Source organism: Amycolatopsis oliviviridis, from assembly GCF_014654365.1.
GTDB lineage: Bacteria > Actinomycetota > Actinomycetes > Mycobacteriales > Pseudonocardiaceae > Amycolatopsis > Amycolatopsis oliviviridis.
In genome coordinates, this window is record NZ_BNAY01000001.1 from 383348 (window position 1) to 402573 (window position 19226).

Genomic DNA, 19226 nt, shown 5'->3' on the forward strand with positions numbered 1-19226 from the left:
CACCCTTCCCTCGGTACGCGGCCCTGTTCCTCGCCGCAGAAATGAGTCGGAACCATGCGACTGCGCTCCTTCGCCCTGATCGCCGGCACCGCCTTCGCGGCGATGCTCGGCGTGACCGCCCCCGTGGCGTCCGCCGCGGAACCCACGTCCGACGTCCAGCCGATGATCATCGGCGGCCAGAACGCGTCGAGCGGTCCCTGGGCGGCCAGACTCTTCGCCAACGGCCGGCAAACGTGTACCTCGACGATCATCGCGCCGCAGTACATCCTGACCGCGAAACACTGTGTGGCCAGCGGCGGGACGTTCACCTTCCGGATCGGCAGCCTCGACCAGCAGAGCGGCGGCACCATGGCCACCGGCTCGACCGTGACCCGTCACGCGTCCGCGGACCTCGCGATCGTGAAACTGACGACCTCGGTCAACGCCACCTACTCGCCGCTCGGCACCACCGCGAACGTCTCGACCGGGCAGACCGTGCAGGTCTACGGCTGGGGCGCCACCAGCCAGTGCGGCTCGGAGATCAACTGCCAGTCGCGCTACCTGAAGGTCGCGAACGTCCGGGTCACGTCGGTCTCGTGCCGTGACTACAACGGCGGCGTCGCGGTGTGCGCGAGCCGCGGCGACGGCATCACCGCCGGTGGAGACTCCGGTGGCCCGATGTTCGCCTCCGGCCGCCAGGTCGGCGTCGCGTCGACCAGTGACCGGCAGACGACCACCGCGTACACGAACATCACGCGGTACCGGCCCTGGATCCAGCAGATCGCCGGCGTCTGATCCTTCTGATTGCAGCGGGGCCCTCCTCGGCACTTGCCGAGGAGGGCCCCGTGGCGGTCGTACCACGTTCTGCTCCGCAAACTCGCAGCTCAAGGTTCAGGTCTCGTACTTGGAAGACTTCTGATCTTGTGTCGAAAGACCTAGACGTAACAGTCTGACGGGTGCGATCGACTCATAATGCTGTGACGATCGGCGGAGTGGATCTTGCGCAGCACCTAGTTCCTTACGGGCTCGGGGCTCTCATTTTGGCTGTCGTGGTGATATGGGCCTTGAAGCAAGTTCTAAGCGAGTACTTTAAGAAGACCGGCGGAAAGGTATATGACCGTTCGGCAAGCTTTTTTTCACGCAGGGCGCGGTTTCGAAAACGCCTGATACGTCGCTATGGCGAGGCTGTTTCTCGGGACTACGCGTGGCACACACTTGGCTTTGTGACCGATCGAGTTATCGACATCAATAGCGTATATGTTCCACTTCAATACGAACTAGGTGGCGATCGGCAAGACATATATGAAAAACTGCGGAATCAACCTCGTTCCGTTATTATTGGACCTGCGGGTGCAGGAAAGTCTCTGCTGCTCAAAAACTCTATGCTGATGTGGGCTCGACGTGTTCGAGCAGGAACTGTTGAGCGAGTGCCGGTGCTGATCGAGTTGCATCGGTGTAATGATAGTTCGGAATCAATATTTGATCTCATTGTGTCTGAGCTTTCTCGTTCGAGGGTAGATCGATCTGTGCGTCGTGAAACGATGCAGGAAATGGTAGTTCAAGCGCTGCGCGATGGAAAATTAACCCTGCTATTTGACGGATTGGACGAAGTTGGTCGCAGTAATCAGGGGAGGGTTTTTAAAGCGTTGCGCGATTTCGGCCGCGAGTTCCCGGATTGCCAGATTATTGTCACCTGTCGGGATGTTGTTTATAGGGGACAGCCTCTTGGGGTTCAATTCTCGCATGTGGTGCGAGTGGCGGAGTTCGATGATGCTGCAATAATCCGTTTTCTTGGGAAATGGGTGGGACTGGCTGGAAGTTCTGCAGCGTCCGAAGTGTATGTGGGCTTACGGAAGAATCCAACCCTGTTAAGATTGGCGCGCAGTCCACTTCTGTTGACGATGATTGCCTACCTGCAAACGGAGGTTTTCCCTAAGACTGGAAGGCGGTTGCCGACCTCAAGGCCTGCCTTCTATCAGGAAGCAATAACGCATTTGTTGGGGCGCGATGCGGACCTAGGTCGCGCGGATTCCTTGACGGTGTACGAGGTTGGCGAAAAGCTTGCAGTCCTGCAGAGGGTTGCGCTGGTCGCCATGGAGAGCGGTAGCGAGCTTGATGATCGACTAAATATCACAAAAAAGCTTCTGGAGTCGACGACTCGAAAATTGTTGCCTGATCTAAATCTCGACCATACGCACATCAGATCGCTGCTTGATGAAATAATCGACCGCAGTCAACTTCTTGTTTCGGTTAATAAGAAGCGGACTGAGTTCATCTTTCGACATCTAACCTTGCAGGAATATCTAGCTGCGACAGAATTGGCAGATGATCCGGATGGGTTGCTGAGCCGCTATCGTGCGGAACCGTTGGCTTGGCGTGAAACTGTGAAATTGTGGTGTGGTGCAAGTAATCGCGACAGTACAAAGGTTATTGTAGAAATTTTTCGGTCTGCGGAGATGCATCACAAGATTCTTGCTCTAGAATGTTTGGCAGATGCAAAGCGCGTTGACAGCAAATTGGCGAGAGGGATCATTGAATACTTCTTGAACCTTCTGGGCGAGCCGGTCTTGGATCGCGCGGCAATAGTTGCTGCCGTTGGTAAGGTTGCTGCAGATGGACGGCCGCGGGGGAATGAAGTCCTGCGCAAGCTTGAAGCTATCGTCTCAGCGGGTGGCACTGCGAGAGTTGATGCAATGCACGCCTTATCGTTCTCAGGGCGATCTGAGGCCGCCGAGGCCCTAGCTCCACGAAACGCTGCGGATGAAGATCGGCGATCGGCACTACGCGGTATGGGCGAATTAGCCTTGCCGGTTCTTACTGAGCGATCCGCAGAGGGCTTCCTTTGGGCTGTCGATGATCTCGCAATAGTAGGCACGCCCGCAGCGGCGGTAGCGCTCGCGCATCTCCTCTGGCAGGAAAAAGCTGGCGCGATCAGGGCCGCGTGGAGGCTGGCTGTACTGTTGAGCAATCCGAATGTCGAAGAGGAATTGAAGCGCTCAGTGATGCCGGATGAGCGCGCCGCCGCTGAGCCGTGGTTCTCGAGGCCTTTTATTGAAGTTCGATTAAATGGTCCTCTTTCGCAAATTTTTAGCAGAGTGGGCTACTTGTTGGAAAACTCGAAATATGAAGATATACCTAGTGATCTTGACTTTATTGATCCACGATTGGGAATACCCCTAGCGCTACGCAGTCTTAATCGCTACTACTTTTTGAAAACCGAGAGTGAAATCAAGATTAGGGCTGTTCTTGGGTTGCCTCGCGCATCTCGTGCGACTCCTCAAGTGGGGTTGTCGACAGTCGTCAAGAACTACTTCGCGGAAGCTTCTAAGCGTAGGCATCCAGATGAGAAAGTCGAGAAGCTGATTTCGTTGATCTCCTCGGATGCTCAATTGACAGAGTTGCAACACCGCTTGATTGGTTTACTTAGCTGGCCAGTGCGTTCCGTTGTATATGGCACCGTCTTGACTGGCGCTGGTCAAAGTGAGATTCGTGACGAAGACTGGTCTACTGTGATGATGCCTCGCAGGCGAACTTACATGTTGTGGTCGATGTTTAGTGTTACACTTGCTATTGTTATCGGTGGGGTTCTTCTGGCTGGGATGGTCAGGTCTATCTTGACTCTGAGCGACAGTTGGCCAATTGGTCCGACGTGGCTTAGTTGGCTTCTCCAATTATTTTTACCACTACTGATAGCTGGGGTCCTATGTATTGAAAAAGGTGTATTTGATGTCACATCTGGACTGATGATTGCGGTATCGGTGCTGATGGCGTTGGTGCTCGCTGGCCTGGGAATGGTGACATTGATGGAATGGTTGCCGTGGTATGCTGTAAGTGCGTTACTTGCTTTCGCTGTGGCCGCTGTTGGTTGTGGCCTGGTGGCGCGGCGCCATGATAGAATTAATGATAATCCTTTTCGTAAATGCTTGGAAGCTGACGCGGTTCGACTGGATGATCGTACTTCCGTGATCGCGAGCTGAGTGGTGTTTGGTCATTGTCGTGCACGATGTTCATGCGCAGATTGGCGAGGCGTCCTTCTTGCCCGGTGGTTGGCGACGTTGACGCGGTTTCCGCACAGACCCGGCATGCAGTAGCGGCGCCGTCCAGGGCGCGTCGTGTCGATAAAAGCGCCCTGGCAGGTAGGGGCGCCGCACCCGCGGAACCGCTCGACGCCGAGAGTCTGGACCGCGCCCAGGATGCCGACGCCGCAGATCAGGGACAGGGCGTCGGTCACCGTCGCGGCAGGTCGAAGCGAGACGGCCCATCGTGCGCTCTCCGGCAAGAGGGTGAGGTGACCAGCGGGCGACGTGAGGCCGGAAGCGCCGGTGATGAGGTGCTCCCGGTCCGGACGATCGATCAGGTCCCGCACGGTGGTGCGTAGCCGGTGAACGGCGCGGAGATCGCTGGCATGGGTGGGTGTAGGTATCGAGTGAAGCTCAGCGAAGGCGGCAAGAGAGGCCAGATCAGGCAGGTGGTCTTCGCCGTGCCACACCTCGGGCGCGGTGTTGACCAGGTCAGTAGCGACGCCTGCCGCCCAGACGTAATCGTCTAACGCTACTTGCATCCCTTACCAACCTCTCGTACGGTCGCGGTTAACTGCCACTTTAACCCTTACTGGGAGGTTGCTCGTGCAGATCGACGCCTTGGTGTTCGACATACTCGGCACGCTCGTCGACGAACCGGCCGGGATCCGCGCGGCCATCCGGCAAGCTGAGCCGGATGCCGACGCGGATAGGCTGGTCAGGCAGTGGCTGGGTCACGTCGAAACCGAGCAGCGGCGCATCGTCGACGGGGAGAGGCCGTACGCGCCGAGTGACGTCCTCGACCGCGAAGCAGCTCGAACAGACGCGCTCGCGGCGGCGGGGCGCAGGATGCCACCGTGGCCCGACACCGTCGAAGGGCTGGCCCGGCTCGCTGAGCACTATCCGCTGATCGGCCTCTCCAACGCGAGTCGAACCACGCTGCTTCGGATGAACGCCTACGCGGGCCTCCGGTGGCATCAGGCCCTCTCCGCCGAAGAGGTGCAGTCCTACAAGCCCGACCCGGCGGTCTACGAACTGGCCGTCAAGGTGTCCGGCGCGCCGCCGGAGCGGCTGCTGATGGTCGCCGCCCACGCGTGGGACCTGAGGGGAGCGCAGAGCGTAGGTCTCCGCACCGCCTACGTCGCCAGGCCCATCGGGGACCCTCCGTCGGAGACCGACCGCTTCGACTTCTACGCGGACGACCTCGCCGATCTGACGGCTCAGCTCGCAAAACTTCGGATGTGATCAAAACTGTCGGTGCCTCCCGCTAGGTTCTTCCCAGTCCCCACCGAGGCACCCCCGCAAGGAGAAGATGCGTTGTCAGACTGGGAAAGAGCGAGCACGGCCCGGGTGTTGCCACCTGCCCGCCCGCGCAAGCTCGCGAAGGTTCCGTTCGTCGAACTGGCCGACGGACGGGTGCAGGGCGTGGTGTCCAGCGGATCGGACATCGGGCGTGTCTACGTCTCGTCGGTCGCGGCGAGCACGTACGAATTCGCCTGCAGTACCAACAACAACCGGCCCTGTGGCGGCGCGCGGGGAATGTTCTGCAACCATATTCTGGCTCTGCTCAACGAATCCACCCTTCAGTACGGCGCTGAGCGGGTCGCGCGGTACTTGCGCGTGGAGGTCGCGGAACCGACGGCGCAGGCCATTTCGCAGACCATGAGCGCGACGCGGCCGTCGCAGGGCGACAACACCGCGGCCGCGTCCGTGTTCAGCCAGTTCTTGCGGCACTTGGCATACCTCGAATTCGAAGCGTCCACGGCGCCGGTGCCGGAACTGCAGTGGTTCCCGCCGACCAGGGCGGTGGTGTGATGCTCACCGACCCCATCGCCGGCCTCGACGAGGCGTTGGCGGCCATCGACGCTTTCGACGACGTGCTCGTCGCCGGGCTTCTCCGTCCTCAGAAGATCGCCGGCCTGACCGAGCTGGCCGACGCTGTCTCTGGATCGCCGCTGGCGGCGCGGGTCGCCGAGGCGGCCGAGAAGACCGCGGCCGGAGCTGCGGGGGAGGAGCACTTCGTTTCCCTTGCCGCGGCGAGGGTCGCGGTGTTGGGCTCCGTGCATGACGCGGTCCTCGCGCGTATCGGCGAGGCGACCGGTCGGCCACCGGGCGAGGAGTCCGACCGACAGCCATCCGAGACGGAATCACCGAACCTGCTGGCCGCCGCTCGGTCCTGGCTGTCCGATCTGGCCCGTGCCGGGTGGCAGGGCATCGACCATGACCTGATCTCGGCCTCGGCTCCGGTGATCTCCGCACTGCTCGCGGAACCGGGTTTGCGCCGGTTGGCCGTCCTGCTCGACGGCTTCGCGGCCGAACTCGCGGCGTCCTGCCCGGGTGCGGCGCTGGAGCGCGTACCCGTCCGGCGCTGGGGCGACCTGTGGTCACGCGGGATGCTCCTGACCCTGCCCGGCGTGGCGGCGACCCCCGCGATCGGCACCGTCACCGGCCGGCTTCTGCCGCTCGGCGTCGATCTACTGGAACACTCGACGGCCGCTCAGGCCCAGGTCCACGCGGTGATCGAACCCGCCGATGGCACCGCGCCGCGTCTCGTTCGCGCGAGCGTCACGGTGCCCAAGCCGGACACGATCATCGGCGCCGGGATCTGGCAGTTGCTGCGCCCGCATCTTTCCCTGCTCACGGCTGTCAGCGAGAGCCGCTCGATGGATCTCACCGACATGCCGGTCACCGCCGAGGGTGACCTTCTCTGGCAGGACGAGCATGCTCGCCTCGGCGAGCCCGCGGACGCGTTCTCCACCGCGCGTGTCGTTCTGCCGAAAGCCATCACGCCCGTGGTCACTCCGCTGGACAGGCATCCGGTGCGCATCGCGGTCCCCGTTTTCATCGAGGGCTACGGCATCGAAGGCGACGAAGACACTCTCTCGTTCACGTTCGCCGGGAATCAGTTCTCCCTCGAAACCGACCGCGTCCCCGCGGCCGGGCCACTGACTTCGAAGGCCGTCGCGGGTTCCAGCGCGTGCATCGGCCTGATCCGGTGGGACGGCGAGTTCCGGCTCCAGCCGCTCGCCGTGGAGACCACCGTGCGCAAGAAGACCACGGCCGTGCACGCCGGAGCCTGGGCCGGAGGCACCACGGACAAGGCCGGGGTGAAAGCGGAGAAGGCGGCCACCGACGCCGCGGCCGTGCTGCGCGAGCGCGCCGGAAGGTTGCTGCGGAAATGACCGAATCCGAGGACAACCGCCGCCAGGTCCTGTACTGGCGGTTGCTCGCCCGGCTCTTCGACGGCGAGGAGCAGGCCGCGCTCGAATCGGCGAGTGTCGCCGTGGTCGAGGACATCGGCTTGCCGTCGGCGTTGCTGGACCCGAACGTCGCCGTGGACTCGGTCGTCCAGCGGCATCCGGAGCTCGCCGCCGAGTTCGACGGGCTGATGGTCCCCGACGCCGAGGACAGCCGGGACAAGGCCGCCGAGGTGCGGCGTGCGGCGCTGGTGTCGAAGGTGCTGCTCAACGTCTTCGCCCAGGCCCCGCACACGGTGACGGCCGGGCAGCTGTCCTGCTGGCAGGCCGACGCGGGCTGGCTCGAACGCGCGCTGGGATGCCGTCCGGGTGAGCTGCGCGGTGGCCGCCCTGGTGGCGCTCCGACCGGCCTCGGTGGCACCGGTGGAGGCGGGACTCCGGACTTGAGCACGCTGCTCCCGGCGATCGGACCGGACCTCGCCGGGATCGAGGCGGACCTCGTCAAGCGGATGCATCTGCGCGAGGTACTCGCCGATCCCGCGCTCGCGGCGAAGCTGAGCCCGAGCATGTCCCTCATCGAACAGTTGTTGCGGGACAAGGACAATCTGTCCGGAGTGGCGCTGGCCAACGCCAAGTCGCTGATCCGCCGCTACGTCGACGAGATCGCGGAGGTCCTGCGCACCCAGGTCGAGAAGGCTTCGACGGGCAAGGTGGACCGTTCGGTCCCGCCGAAGCGTGTGTTCCGCAACCTCGACCTCGACCGCACCATCTGGAAGAACCTCACCAACTGGAGCCCGGAAGAGGAACGGCTCTACGTCGATCGGCTGTACTACAAGCAGACCGCGAAGAAGACCACACCGCAGCGGCTCATCGCGGTGGTCGACCAGTCCGGTTCCATGGTCGATTCGATGGTCAACTGCGCCGTGCTGGCCTCGATCTTCGCCGGGCTGCCCAAAGTGGACGTCCACCTGATCGCCTACGACACCCAGGCGCTCGACCTCACACCCTGGGTGCACGATCCGTTCGAAACCCTGCTGCGCACCAACCTCGGCGGCGGCAACGACGGCATGGTCGCGATGGGGCTGACCCAGCCGAAGATCGCCGAGCCCGCCAACACCGTGGTGGTGTGGATCTCCGACTTCTACGAGACCCGCGTCGAGCAGCTCTTCGAAAGCATGGCCGCGATCCACCGGTCCGGGGCGAAGTTCATCCCCGTCGGCTCGGTCACCAGCGCCGGCCGCGGCAGCGTCAACCCGTGGTTCCGCGAGCGCTTCAAGGACCTCGGAACACCGGTGATCTCCGGCCACATCACCAAGCTCGTCCACGAACTCAAGACTTTCCTCACCTCCTGAACCTCCCCGAAAGGCAAGACATGTCCGACCTGCTGCGCGCCCCCGCCGAACTCAAGTACGCCGAAGAGCTGGACTGGCTGGAATCGGTCGACGACAGCCCCAAGCCGTTCGCCTGGCGCCTGTCGCCGAAGATGGTGCGCCTGTTCGTCCTCGGTTCCGAGCGTGCCGACGGCCTCGACCGCGAGATCTCACAGAAGTGGTTCGGCGACCGGAGCATCGTCGAGCGAGCCATCGTCACGCTCGCCTCCGACCGCGGCCTGCTGCTGATCGGCGACCCCGGAACCGGCAAGAGCTGGCTCGCCGAACTGCTGGCCGCGGCCATCTCCCGCAACTCCACGCTCGTCGTGCAGGGGACCGCCGGCACCACCGAGGACCACATCAAGTACTCGTGGAACGTCTCCATGGTCATCGCCAAGGGCCAGTCTCGTGAGTCCATGATCCCCTCGCCGATCATGACGGCGATGGAAGCGGGCTCGATCGGCCGGTTCGAGGAGCTCACCCGGTCCACCAGCGACGTCCAGGACGCGCTGATCTCGATCCTTTCCGAGAAGTACATCTCGGTGCCGGAACTGGACAGCGACGGCATCGTCTTCGCCAAGCCCGGCTTCTCCGTCATCGCCACCGCCAACAGCCGTGACCGCGGCGTCAACGACCTGTCCTCCGCGCTCAAGCGCCGGTTCAACTTCGTCCGCATCCCGGTGGTGACGAACAAGAAGAGCGAAGCCGAGATCGTCCGCTTCCGCACCGAGGAACTCCTGCGCCGCCACCAGATCGAGCTGGACGTGCCGCCGACGCTGCTCGACGTGCTGCTGCGCAGCTTCGGTGACCTGCGCGCCGCGGCCGCGTCCGCGGGCAGCGACGACGAGAAGCTGGAGTCCGCGCTGTCCACCGCCGAACAGATCGGCGTGCTCGAAGACGCGGTACTGCACAGCAACTTCTTCGGGGAACGCGCCCTGACCGCCCGCACGCTCGCGTCCTCGCTCGTCGGCTCGCTCGCCCGCCGGGAGCCGGAGGACCTGGCGATCCTCAACAAGTACCTGCACGGTGTCGTCGAACCGCGCAGCAAGGACGAGGGCGGGGACTGGCCGGAGTTCCTCGACGGCGGCCGCGACGCGATCGCCACCCTCTCGTGAGCGGCGCCTTCGAGGCGTTACGCGGCCAGCTGCAGGAGGCCGCGGCCGCCTTCGCCGACGGGCCCGGTGCACTGGAAGGCATCCTGCTCGGGCTCGTCGACGACGTCGACCGTGCGGTGTGCGAGCCTCTGGAGATCTTCCCGGTCTGCCACCATTCCCCGGCTTCGGCCGTGGCGATGGCGCGGCGGCTGCGGGAGAAACAGCCGAAGGTGGTCTACCTCGAACTGTGCGAGGACATGGCACCGCTGCTGACCGAGCTGCGCAACTGCCGTCTTCCCGTGGCGGTGCAGGCCTTCGCGACCGAGGTGAAGGGATTCCCCGCCGAGTGGGCGCCGTTGTCGGTGGTCGCGCCGATCACCGAAGCCTCGGCGGAGTACCAGGCGATCGCCTACGCCCTCGACACCCCGGGCGTCGAACTGGTCCTCGTCGACCGGTCCGCGGATCACGTCTTCCAGTGGGACGAGCGTGAGCCCTCGCCTGATCCGGACGCACCGCCAGCCGAGGAAGAAGCCGCGCTGCACGGCGACGCGGTGGGGGTCGAGATCGGCGATCTGCGACCTCGTTTCGCCGAACTCGAAGAGCACCTGCTGCGGCACGGCCGGGTGCGGCACTGGTCGGAATGGTGGCACCAGTACGTCGAGCTGCCGCTCGGCGACAGCGACCACGACACCTATCGCCAGGTCATGTTCCTGATCGGCAGCCTGTTCCGCCGGCTCGCGCCCGGGGACACCCGCCGCGTGCGGGTGGACGAAGACCGCGAGCGCTACATGTGGACCCGGATGCGCGAGCATCTCGCGGCTTCGGGTGCCGATCCCGCGGACTGTCTCTACATCTGCGGCGCCTTCCACGCGGCCAGCCGGGTCGCGGAGTTCGGTGTCGAGGGTACGGACGGGTTCGTGATCAGCCCACGCAGCGGGAGCACCTGGCAGTACGGACTGATCCCGTCGAGCCACGCGTCGATCGAGGCGCAGTTCGGCCTCGCCGGGGGATCGGTGTCGATCGCCGCGACCGAGTGGGCGAAGAACCTCAAGCGCACCAAGGTGAAGCAGTTCCAGCTGGACGGGCAGGTGGGCGGTCCGAAGCGGAAGAAAGCCGCGGAGCTGCCCGCTCCCACGACGGATCCGGCGGCAGTGGATCCATCGGATCAGCTTTCCGGCTTCCTGCAACGACCTCCGGTCCTCGACCGGCTGGACGAGGCCGAGCTGCTGGGCTGGTCGGTCGAGGTCGTGCGGGCGGCGCGCCGCAACGGCTATCTGTCTTCGACGGCCGATGCCATCGCGGTGTTCGAGACCTCGATCCTGCTGGCAGGCTTGCGAGACCGGGCCAAGCCGACGCCGTACGACTTCCAGGACGCGGCGGTCACCTGTATCGAGAAGGACGTCGTGCCAGGCAGGCGCGACGTGCGCCGCATCGTCGAGATCATGATGGGCGGCGACCGGATCGGCCAGGTCGGCTACGACGCGTTGCCGCCGCTGGCGCGCGACGTGCACGACAGGCTGGAGCCCCTGAACCTCAAGCTGCAGCAACGAGGTGTGCAGCGGGCGCTGCTCGACATCGCTTCGCGGCCGGAGCTGGAGCCGTGCTCAGACCTGCTGTGGATGCTGCGGTACCTGATGCCGCACGGCGCGGCACGGCCGATCATGGGGGAGCGACGGCTGGGTGAGCGGCCGATCCAGGAGTCGTGGGATCTGGCGCTGGGCACGCACCAGCGAGCCCTGATCGAGCTGGGTTACGAGGGTGTCAGCATCGAACAGGTGCTGGAGCAGCGGCTTCGGCGTGCCGCCTACCACCCGCAGGCCACCGCGGCGAAGGTGCTCGGCTCGGTCGAGGACGCGACGCTCTATTTGCGCAGCGCCCGGCTGGCGGGGGAGCTGGGCACGCGCGCCCTCGAGGTGCTGGCCACCGAACGCACCGTCGACGGCGCGCCGGAAGTGCTGCGGCGGGTGCGGAGGCTGCTGGCGCACTACCGGACCAGTGAGCCGGTGCTGCCGAAGTGGATCGAGGACTTCGTCAGGACGGGGTACGCGCACTACTGCACCCTGCTTCCGGCGGCCTTCGCCGACGAGGAGGCCGGTGTCGAGCAGGTCGCCGCGATGCTGGGCTTCCTGTTCAGCATGGAGGCGCTGGCCCTGTCGCTGGGATGTGACCGTACCCAGCTGGAGCTGGCGATCGCCGGATCGCATCCGCAGGAGCCGTCGAAGGTGGCGCTGCTGTGGGCCGCGCAGGTCCAGCTCGGAAACCTCTCCCGTGCGGAACTGCGTGAGAGGTGCGCCGAGCTCCTGGCCAACCCGATGGTGCTGCCCGCGTATCCGCGCTACCTCAGCGGGTTCGTCCACGCGCTGGAACCCGCGCCCGGGCTGGCCGACTTCGTCGTCGAGGCGGTGTCGAACGCTTTCGCCGAACTTCCGGACAGGTTGTTGCTGCCGTGGTTGCCGACGCTGATCACCACGCTCCGGTCGCGGGGCGCGGAGCTGGTGCCGCTGCTCGTACGCGAGGCCGGACGGATCTTCCCCGGCCGGCTCGCGGCGCTCGACGAGTGGGTCCCACCGTGGAAGGACCAGCCGGAACCGCTCGCGCTGACGAGGAAGACGGGGAACGGTGGCCTTGCGTTGCTGGCGGCGCATCCGGCCACCTGTGACGCGGTGGCGGATCTGCTGGGCTGCGGCGAGCCGTGGGGGAGCACCGCGCCCACCGGGTTGGCGCTGCTGGAGCGGTATCCGGACACCGCCGCCGCACTGGAGGAGGTGCTCACCGGAGTGTGACGAAGAGGGCGGTCGCCGGGCACCCGGCGACCGCCCTGTGACTCAGTCGGCGACCCAGCTGCCATGGAAGCCCAGCGGCACCGGCCTCGGCAGGTGGATGCGTGCCAACGGTTTCGCGGTGAAGTCCTGTGCCGAGAGGACCACCAGATCCGTGGCGTTGCGGTCAGGGTTGTTCACATAGGCGAGGGCGTATCCGTCGTCCTCGGACTTGCTGCGGGCCGAGGGCACGAAGACCGCCTCGCTCGCGTCGGCACCCCGGCCGAAGCGGTGCACTTCTGAGCGCCCGCTCTGGAGGTCGTGCTTGATCAACGCGTTGCCGAAGGAGTTCGCGGGCTTGTCCAGGTAGACGTCGAACAGCTCACCCGGCGAGGCCGAGTAGCCGTACCGGTGCCGCCGTGACACGAGGCTTTCGTTGACCCGCGGGAACTCCTGCGGCCGGTCGTCGAGTACGCGGCGCCGCACGCGTCCTTGCGCGAGATCGATCGTCCAGCGCTCCAGCACCGGCGGGCCCGACGCCGACGGCCCGCCGTAGCCCTTCTTGCCCGCCACTTCGAACGGCGCCGGCATCGTGGTCAGGTCCACCACGACCGTGGAGCCCTGTTCGTAGGCGTTGAGTGTGTGCGAGTAGAACACCGGATCCACCCCGAACCAGCGGACCGGGCCACCGTCGCGCTTCATCACCCCGACCCGGGCCGGGTGCTCCGTGTTCCACTTGTAGGGCACGACCTTGCCCGGCCCCGGGTCGAAGGTGACCGGCACGTCGAAGACGACCACGTAGTTCTTGGTGAGCCCGAAATCGTGCATCATCGGGCTGTCGGTGACCGGGATCCGGGCGGTCCGCACGACACGGCCGGTGCGGTCGACCACCAGATGCCGCACGTGGTCCCAAGTCGGGTGGTAGGTCACCGCATGCAGTTCGTCGGCATGGGCGTCGAACTTGGTGTGCGCGGTGTAGGAACCCTCCAATGAACCGCTGAAGTCGAACGGCCCCAAGGTGTTCAGCTCGCCGTCGAGTTCGTACGGCGGCGCGCCGGATTCCTGCAGGGTGAGGATGCGGCCGTGGTGGCTGATGACGTGCGTGTTCGGCGCGAAGTCCTCGGCGGGCACCGGCCACGGGTACCGTTCGCCCAGTTTCGCCGCGACACCGGAAGAACGCACCCAGCGGTTGCGGTACCACTCGGCCTTCCCGTCGCGCAGCCGGACGCCGTGCACCATCCCCTCGCCCATCATCCAGTGGTGAGCGCGCGGATCCTCCAGGCCGAGGACGTTCGGCCCGGTGCGCAGGTACCGCCCGCAGAGGTCCTTCGGAATGCGGCCGGTGACCGGCAGGCCGAACGCGGTCACCTCCTCCTTCACCGGCGCGAAAGCACCCTCGATGAACGGGAAGTGCTCCTTCGCGGCGGTGGCCGGAAGAGGCTGGGCGGCGACGGCGGACCCGGCGCTTCCATAGGTCGCGGCGACTCCGCCGATGGCCAGCGCGGCCGCCCCGCGGAGCACGTTCCGCCTGTTCGGTTCGGTCATGGTCTATCCCCCAACTCGTCCCCATAACTGTGTATGTCATGAACAGTGTATGCCTTTACCTATTTTGGATGCAACAATGCCCCGATGGACGACGTCAAGATCGAGTTGCTGCCGCCGGGCACCGCGCTGGCCTGGGGGTACGCCCCGGCACCCCGGCGTGGGCCGAAGCCGGGATACAGCCTCGAACAGATCGTCGACGCTGCCATCGCGCAGGCCGACGCCGAGGGCTACGCGGCGTTGTCCATGCCGTCGATCGCCAAACGTCTCGGCATCACCGCGAACGCGCTCTACCGCTACCTGAGCTCCAAAGAGGAACTGCTCGTCCTCGTGGCCGAAGCGGCCTGGGGTCCGCCGCCGGAACCGTCGTCCGGCGACTGGCGCGCCGCGGTCACTGCTTGGGCCCGCGCGCTTCTCGAACGCAGCCGCCGCCATCCGTGGCTGATCGATTTGCCGGTGCGCAGCGCGCCGACCACGCCGAATCTGTTGGGGTGGCTGGAGAACTTCCTGGAAGGGATGGCGGGCTCAGGTCTGGGCACCCGGGACGTGATGGGCTGCGCGGTCCTGGTCGACGGTTGGGTGCGCAGCACCGCTTCGCTGCTTCGGGACGTGAACGCGAGCCCTCCCGAGCAGGCCTACGCGCTGAGTGGATTTCTGGGACCGCATCTCCAGGGGCGCGGCTATGCCCGCGTCGCCGCCGTGATCTCCGGCGAGGCGTATGGCGAAGAGGGGATCGAGGAGGCCGACATCGAGTTCGGCCTCAGCCGCATCCTGGACGGTATCGAGAAGCTCATCGACCGCCGGTGAACACTCCGTCGAGCCGGTAGTCGACGATCTCCGCCGCCCGCTCCGCGGTGTAAGCGTCGACCATGATCGCCGTGACGAGGCCGGCCGACATCGTCGCGAGCGAGTCTGCCTCCAGCCGGGGGTCGAGGCGGGCCGGGACGTCGCCTTTCTCCTGGGCTTTCCGGAGAAGGTCGGCGACCGCGTTGACCAGGTGGGGCAGTAGTGGTTCCTGGTCTGGATCCTGGCTTCCGCGTGTGACGTCGACGGCGAAGTAGGCGATCTGGACGGCCGCCAGCCTGCGGTCGCGTTCACCTTCCGGCAGTACCGCGGTGAGGTAGGCGCGCACGATGGTGCGCTCGTCCTCGGTCTTCATCGCCTCGCCGACGGTCTTCCCGGCGTTCTCCGCCGTCAGTTCGACCATCCGGCGCCAGGCGAAGCGCAGCATCTCCTCCTTGGTCGGGAAGTAGTACTGGACCAGGTTCATCGAGATGCCCGCCTCGGCGGCCACCGCGCGCAGGGTGACGGCCTGGAGGCCTTGGGCGGCGGCGATCCGGAAGAGCGCCTCCGCGATCCCGCGCCTGCGCTCCTGATGATCGACACGTTTCGGCACGCGGTCACTCTGCCATGTCGTCGAGGGGTGGTCGAAGCGGCCACGCCCTGTTATGGTGCAAGTGCACCATAAAACTTCGAGGAGGTCTCATGTTGGGGGAGTTCACCGACAAGAAGGCGGCACTGCGTTTTTCCGCCACCTATGACGCGATCCTGAGGAAATGGCCGGTTCCCGCCGAGGAACTGAACGTCGAGACGAGATTCGGCCCGACGCGTGTCCGGCGTTGCGGTCCCGAGGGCGGCCCGCCGATCGTGCTGCTGTCCGGTGGCATGGGCACGTCACTGTCGTGGTACCCGCACATCGCCGAACTCGCCGCCCGGTACCGGGTTCACGCCGTTGACTCGATCGGCGAACCGGGCCGGTCGGTCCAGACCGCTCCCATCGAGTCCGTTGAGGATTGCGCGGACTGGCTCGCGGAGGTCATCGACGGGGTGCTGGCGGGAACCGGCCACGAAAAGGCTTATCTAGCCGGTGTTTCGCGAGGTGGCTGGCTCGCGTTGAATCTCGCGTCGCGGTCGACCGAACGGATCGCCGGCGTGGTCACTTTCGAAGCCGCGGGGTTCGGCGTGATCGGCCGCAGCTTCATCTGGTGGAGCTTCCGGGAGATCTTCCGCTGGTTCCTGCCCCGTTGGCTCCTGCGGCTGGTGGCCTCGGGAGATCCGGATGTCCGGCACACCGTGCGGCCCCTGCTTTTCAGTGCGCTCAAGTACAAACAGCGGCTCCCCGAGATGCACCTGTTCAGCGACGACGAGTTGTACTCGATCGATGTGCCGACGCGGATCGTCGTCGCCGAACGCAGTTCCATCCTCGACAGTCGTGCGGTGGCGGCCAGGCTTGGGTCACTGAGCCCGCACCTCCGCGTCGAGGTCGTGCCCAAGACCACTCACGGACTCTCCTTGGAGAAACCGGACCTGGTCACCGCCCGGATTCTCGAAGCGGTGCCGGTCAAGCCCGGGGTGTGACGTCCGGCCACGACGGTGAGCGGCCGAGCAGGGCGACGATCGTGTCCAAATCGGACGGTCCCGTCGCGTCCACGGCCGGGCCGAAGGCGGCGCCCGGCGCTGTCCGGTTCCGGCCGTCCGGGATCGATTCGGCGAACTTCAGTCCCGCATCGAGCACCTCCTGCTCGAACTTCACCGGCAGACCGAGGGTCTTGGCCACGTCCCAGGAGTGCACCAGGTAGTCCACGAAATGGAAGCCGAGAGCCTGCTCGGCGGTGAAGGTGACTTCGGTGGAGAACTCGGGAAGTGCGAACTTCCGGTCGGCGAGATCGTGGGGGACGAACGCGTTCAGCACCCGGTTGACCGACGCGCGATAGGTCTCGATCGGGTCGTCGCCCAGCGGGAGCAGACGCCAGTGGCCGAGATCGCTTTCGCCGTCGGCCGCGGCGGCGAAGCCGTGGTGCTGGGTGGCCATGTGCGCCAGCAGGCCGTGCAGGGTCCAGGCGCTGCACGGGGTCGGTTTGGTCAGGTCCGCCGGGGTGATCTCGGCGACGAGATCCAGGCTCGTCCGGGTCACGGTGGCGTCGAGGATGCGGAGTTCATCAATAGGCATGCGCATATCATCTACATGTGCCTACGAGTTCGTCAACCGGCTTCGCGACTTCGGTCGGTATGGTCTGCGCATGGCGGAGCAAGGGAGGCCGGATCTCGCGGCGATGCTCGGCGGGCTGATGCGCAGGCTGATGAACGCCGAGACGCCGGTGCTGGCCGAGCACGGGTTGACGATGTGGGGCTACGTGGTGCTGAGCGCCCTCGACGACGGGCCCGTCCGCACGCAGGCCGCGCTCGCCAAAGCGATCGGCGCGGACAAGACCCGGATCATCGGCACCCTCGACACGCTCCAGGGGGACGGCCTGATCACGCGGGAGCCGGACCCGAAGGATCGCCGGGTCCGGCTGCTGGGGATCACCGGCGCCGGCAGCGCCGCGCGGAGGTCGGCCCAGGCGCGGATCCAGGAGCAGGAGGAACGTCTGCTCGAACAGCTTCCCGCCGCCGACCGCAAGGCGTTCCTCCGTGCCGCGCTCGCGCTTTCCGAAGCGCGCTGGCCATAAGCCCGGACGCGGGATCAGCGCAGGACTTCGGTGACCATGCCCGGCGGGTAGTCCGATGGCGAGCGGCGCCACCACGCCCCGAAAGCCTGAGCCAGCCGCCGCGGCACCTGGACCTGCGCGCCGCCCCCGTGGAAGTCGATCGTCACCAGTACGCCCTCGATGTCCGCGGAGCTCCAGGGGATTCGCCGGACCAGCTTCGCGTAATCGGCGCTCGCGGACACGAACGTGACCACCTTCGTCGCGCCGACCCGCCGGGCTTCCCCGAGGACGGCGTCTTCGAGGACGCCGGACGGCCAGTCGCTCAGCTTCAGCTTCCGGTCGTAGTAAGAGATCGGCTCGTCCGCGCGCAGGATTCCGTAGCCACCGCTGAGGATCAGCGTCCGCCCGTTCCGGACCGCCTCGCCCAGCTCGCTGCCGACGTTCCGGTAGAAGTTGCCGCTGTAGCGGAGCCAGGCGGGCCGCAGTCCGCCGTTGTCGACCTTGGACCGCGCCAGGACTTCGGCTCGTGCGCGAAGCATCGGTTCCGGCCAGGCCGCGTTGATTTCGCCGGACGCGTCGCCGCCCCGATTCTTGCCCTTCGAACAGCCGAGGATCGTCAGTGCCTCGCGTGGATTCATCGCGTCCAGGACGGTTTTCACCGGAAGGACGGTATCAGTGGAACCAGGCCGAACCGTTGCCCTTCGGCGTCGGGAGCATGCCGTGACTGGGCGGCCACAGCACCGCCGTCGGCACCTGCTTCAGCTGAGCGCGCAGGGAATTGACGGGCAGTGGCCGCTTCCGGGTGAGCATGGTCGTCGTCCGCGGATGCAGGTCCACGAACGGATAAGTGGTGTGGAGCGCGCCGAGCCGCCGTTCGAGACGCAGGCTGCGCTCGGTCAGGTCGGCCGATCCCAGCGCGGGCTGGACGAGCAGGAATTCGGCGTTGCCGAGCCGGACCGCCCGGTCGAGCGGGCGGAGATCCTCGCGGATCAGATCCGCGATGTTCTGCTCGGTGTGCATCTTGACCCGGTTGCCGTGGCGCCGCCCGACCTCGTCGAGGTCGTCGACGGTGATCAGGATCAGGCCGAGCGGGACGGTGTCGGTCGACGCGCCCAGCCAGCCCGAGATCCCGGCCATGGTCGCCAATCCGGTGTCGGGATCGGTCGCGAGGGCCGGTTCCTCCGGTTTCATCGGCGCTTGCCGCTCCAGCCGGCCCGCGAGATGGCGCAAAGCCGCTTCCGCGCGGTTCTCCACCGGCGCCGCCGCGGGGGTCGTCACGCTCTTCAAGACCTCGTCGATCTTGATCCGCGCGGTCGGCGGCAGCCGGTCGCCGAGTGCGTCGCGCAGCCGGACGACCTCGGCGTAGGCCTCGTCACGGCGGAAACCCCAGCGGCCTTGGAACTGCCGTGCCGCTTCGACGGAGGTCGCCGACGGGTCGACGTCGTCGAGATCCTGCGCGACGACCGAGCCGCCGAAGGTCGGGGTGAGCACCGCGACCGACCATTCGCGAGCGAGGTTCTCCTCGGCGCGCAACAGCACCGGGGTCACGCCGTGCGGCAGGTCCGGGCGCCCGGAGTCGACCATGCCGACGACGGTCACGGCCGCGCGCCGGGCGATCCTGGCGTAGACCTCGCGTTCCCGCTCGAAGTAGGGCAGGCGCTGGAAGAGCGCGAGGACGACCATGTTCTCGTCGGTGCCTTCGGCGAGCGCGGCTCTCTCGACAGCGTGTGAAGCGATCACGAGCGCGCGTTTCGACAGCACGCCGGCGCGTGCTTCTCCGTCGGTCATCAAGTGATCGCTTCCATGTGGGGACTAGCTCATCAGGCTAGAAGAGCAGG

17 protein-coding genes are annotated in these 19226 nt (G+C 65.8%); 11 read left to right on the plus strand and 6 right to left on the minus strand.

The genetic code is table 11. The features are described from left to right. Positions 1-54 precede the first annotated feature (54 nt). Positions 55-774 (plus strand): S1 family peptidase, encoded by a 720-nt coding sequence (locus IE302_RS01325; RefSeq protein ID WP_191250894.1) that lies wholly within the window; start codon positions 55-57, stop codon positions 772-774. Between the two features lie 197 nt (positions 775-971). Beyond that, positions 972-3956 (plus strand): NACHT domain-containing protein, encoded by a 2985-nt coding sequence (locus IE302_RS01330; RefSeq protein WP_191250896.1) that lies wholly within the window; start codon positions 972-974, stop codon positions 3954-3956. An 11-nt stretch (positions 3957-3967) separates the two neighbouring features. Here IE302_RS01330 and IE302_RS01335 read toward each other — a convergent pair whose 3' ends face one another. Next, the gene (locus IE302_RS01335; protein WP_191250898.1) at positions 3968-4540 is read right to left on the minus strand and encodes a CGNR zinc finger domain-containing protein; all 573 of its coding nucleotides are present in this window, start codon (positions 4538-4540) and stop codon (positions 3968-3970) included. A 64-nt stretch (positions 4541-4604) separates the two neighbouring features. Here IE302_RS01335 and IE302_RS01340 point away from each other — a divergent pair, with 64 nt between their 5' ends. From IE302_RS01340 to IE302_RS01365, 6 genes are all read left to right on the plus strand, one after another. Continuing rightward, positions 4605-5243 (plus strand): haloacid dehalogenase type II, encoded by a 639-nt coding sequence (locus IE302_RS01340; RefSeq protein WP_191250901.1) that lies wholly within the window; start codon positions 4605-4607, stop codon positions 5241-5243. A gap of 72 nt (positions 5244-5315) precedes the next feature. Further along, complete coding sequence (locus tag IE302_RS01345; RefSeq protein WP_229907541.1) at positions 5316-5813, plus strand: hypothetical protein; 498 nt, start codon at positions 5316-5318, stop codon at positions 5811-5813. Beyond that, positions 5813-7180 (plus strand): hypothetical protein, encoded by a 1368-nt coding sequence (locus IE302_RS01350; protein WP_229907542.1) that lies wholly within the window; start codon positions 5813-5815, stop codon positions 7178-7180. The genes IE302_RS01345 and IE302_RS01350 overlap by 1 nt, the downstream gene beginning before the upstream one ends. Next, positions 7177-8547, plus strand: coding sequence for a VWA domain-containing protein (locus IE302_RS01355; protein WP_191250905.1), 1371 nt, complete (start codon positions 7177-7179; stop codon positions 8545-8547). Before IE302_RS01350 ends, IE302_RS01355 begins: the two co-directional genes overlap by 4 nt. A 20-nt stretch (positions 8548-8567) precedes the next feature. Continuing rightward, positions 8568-9680 (plus strand): ATP-binding protein, encoded by a 1113-nt coding sequence (locus IE302_RS01360; RefSeq protein WP_191250907.1) that lies wholly within the window; start codon positions 8568-8570, stop codon positions 9678-9680. Beyond that, on the plus strand, positions 9677-12442 hold the full coding sequence (locus tag IE302_RS01365; RefSeq protein ID WP_191250908.1) for a DUF5682 family protein: 2766 nt from the start codon (positions 9677-9679) through the stop codon (positions 12440-12442). Before IE302_RS01360 ends, IE302_RS01365 begins: the two co-directional genes overlap by 4 nt. A 42-nt stretch (positions 12443-12484) precedes the next feature. On the opposite strand, the gene IE302_RS01370 is transcribed toward IE302_RS01365, so the two are convergent. Then, a complete protein-coding gene (locus IE302_RS01370; RefSeq protein WP_191250910.1) occupies positions 12485-13963 on the minus strand; it encodes a carotenoid oxygenase family protein in 1479 nt (492 codons plus the stop codon). 84 nt (positions 13964-14047) lie between these two features. Between IE302_RS01370 and IE302_RS01375 the strand changes: the two genes are divergently transcribed. Then, positions 14048-14767, plus strand: a complete 720-nt coding sequence (locus IE302_RS01375) for a TetR/AcrR family transcriptional regulator (protein WP_191250912.1) — start codon at positions 14048-14050, stop codon at positions 14765-14767. On the opposite strand, the gene IE302_RS01380 is transcribed toward IE302_RS01375, so the two are convergent. Then, positions 14751-15356, minus strand: a complete 606-nt coding sequence (locus tag IE302_RS01380) for a TetR/AcrR family transcriptional regulator (RefSeq protein WP_191250914.1) — start codon at positions 15354-15356, stop codon at positions 14751-14753. The two genes, IE302_RS01375 and IE302_RS01380, sit on opposite strands and share 17 nt — an antisense overlap. An 89-nt stretch (positions 15357-15445) precedes the next feature. Here IE302_RS01380 and IE302_RS01385 point away from each other — a divergent pair, with 89 nt between their 5' ends. Continuing rightward, positions 15446-16318 carry an alpha/beta fold hydrolase gene (locus tag IE302_RS01385; RefSeq protein ID WP_191250916.1) on the plus strand — a complete coding sequence of 291 codons (873 nt, stop codon included), beginning with the start codon at positions 15446-15448 and terminating at the stop codon, positions 16316-16318. Here IE302_RS01385 and IE302_RS01390 read toward each other — a convergent pair. Continuing rightward, positions 16302-16910, minus strand: coding sequence for a TIGR03086 family metal-binding protein (locus tag IE302_RS01390; RefSeq protein WP_191250918.1), 609 nt, complete (start codon positions 16908-16910; stop codon positions 16302-16304). The two genes, IE302_RS01385 and IE302_RS01390, sit on opposite strands and share 17 nt — an antisense overlap. A gap of 70 nt (positions 16911-16980) precedes the next feature. On the opposite strand from IE302_RS01390, the gene IE302_RS01395 reads away from it, so the two are divergent. Beyond that, positions 16981-17409, plus strand: a complete 429-nt coding sequence (locus IE302_RS01395) for a MarR family winged helix-turn-helix transcriptional regulator (protein ID WP_191250920.1) — start codon at positions 16981-16983, stop codon at positions 17407-17409. A 14-nt stretch (positions 17410-17423) separates the two neighbouring features. Here the strand turns inward: IE302_RS01395 and IE302_RS01400 are convergent, their stop codons facing one another. Together IE302_RS01400 and IE302_RS01405 are read right to left on the minus strand one after the other, a co-directional pair. After that, on the minus strand, positions 17424-18047 hold the full coding sequence (locus tag IE302_RS01400; RefSeq protein ID WP_191250922.1) for a YaaA family protein: 624 nt from the start codon (positions 18045-18047) through the stop codon (positions 17424-17426). Positions 18048-18060: 13 nt separating this feature from the next. Continuing rightward, positions 18061-19176 carry a DICT sensory domain-containing protein gene (locus IE302_RS01405; RefSeq protein WP_191250924.1) on the minus strand — a complete coding sequence of 372 codons (1116 nt, stop codon included), beginning with the start codon at positions 19174-19176 and terminating at the stop codon, positions 18061-18063. Positions 19177-19226 lie beyond the last annotated feature (50 nt).

Bases quoted from the DNA above. Each gene is read 5' to 3' on its own strand.
- IE302_RS01325 (WP_191250894.1), top strand. From the start codon at position 55: ATGCGACTGCGCTCCTTCGCCCTGATCGCCGGCACCGCCTTCGCGGCG.
- IE302_RS01335 (WP_191250898.1), bottom strand. From the start codon at position 4,540: ATGCAAGTAGCGTTAGACGATTACGTCTGGGCGGCAGGCGTCGCTACT.
- IE302_RS01350 (WP_229907542.1), top strand. From the start codon at position 5,813: ATGCTCACCGACCCCATCGCCGGCCTCGACGAGGCGTTGGCGGCCATC.
- IE302_RS01355 (WP_191250905.1), top strand. From the start codon at position 7,177: ATGACCGAATCCGAGGACAACCGCCGCCAGGTCCTGTACTGGCGGTTG.
- IE302_RS01360 (WP_191250907.1), top strand. From the start codon at position 8,568: ATGTCCGACCTGCTGCGCGCCCCCGCCGAACTCAAGTACGCCGAAGAG.
- IE302_RS01370 (WP_191250910.1), bottom strand. From the start codon at position 13,963: ATGACCGAACCGAACAGGCGGAACGTGCTCCGCGGGGCGGCCGCGCTG.
- IE302_RS01375 (WP_191250912.1), top strand. From the start codon at position 14,048: ATGGACGACGTCAAGATCGAGTTGCTGCCGCCGGGCACCGCGCTGGCC.
- IE302_RS01385 (WP_191250916.1), top strand. From the start codon at position 15,446: ATGTTGGGGGAGTTCACCGACAAGAAGGCGGCACTGCGTTTTTCCGCC.
- IE302_RS01390 (WP_191250918.1), bottom strand. From the start codon at position 16,910: ATGCCTATTGATGAACTCCGCATCCTCGACGCCACCGTGACCCGGACG.
- IE302_RS01395 (WP_191250920.1), top strand. From the start codon at position 16,981: ATGGCGGAGCAAGGGAGGCCGGATCTCGCGGCGATGCTCGGCGGGCTG.
- IE302_RS01405 (WP_191250924.1), bottom strand. From the start codon at position 19,176: ATGACCGACGGAGAAGCACGCGCCGGCGTGCTGTCGAAACGCGCGCTC.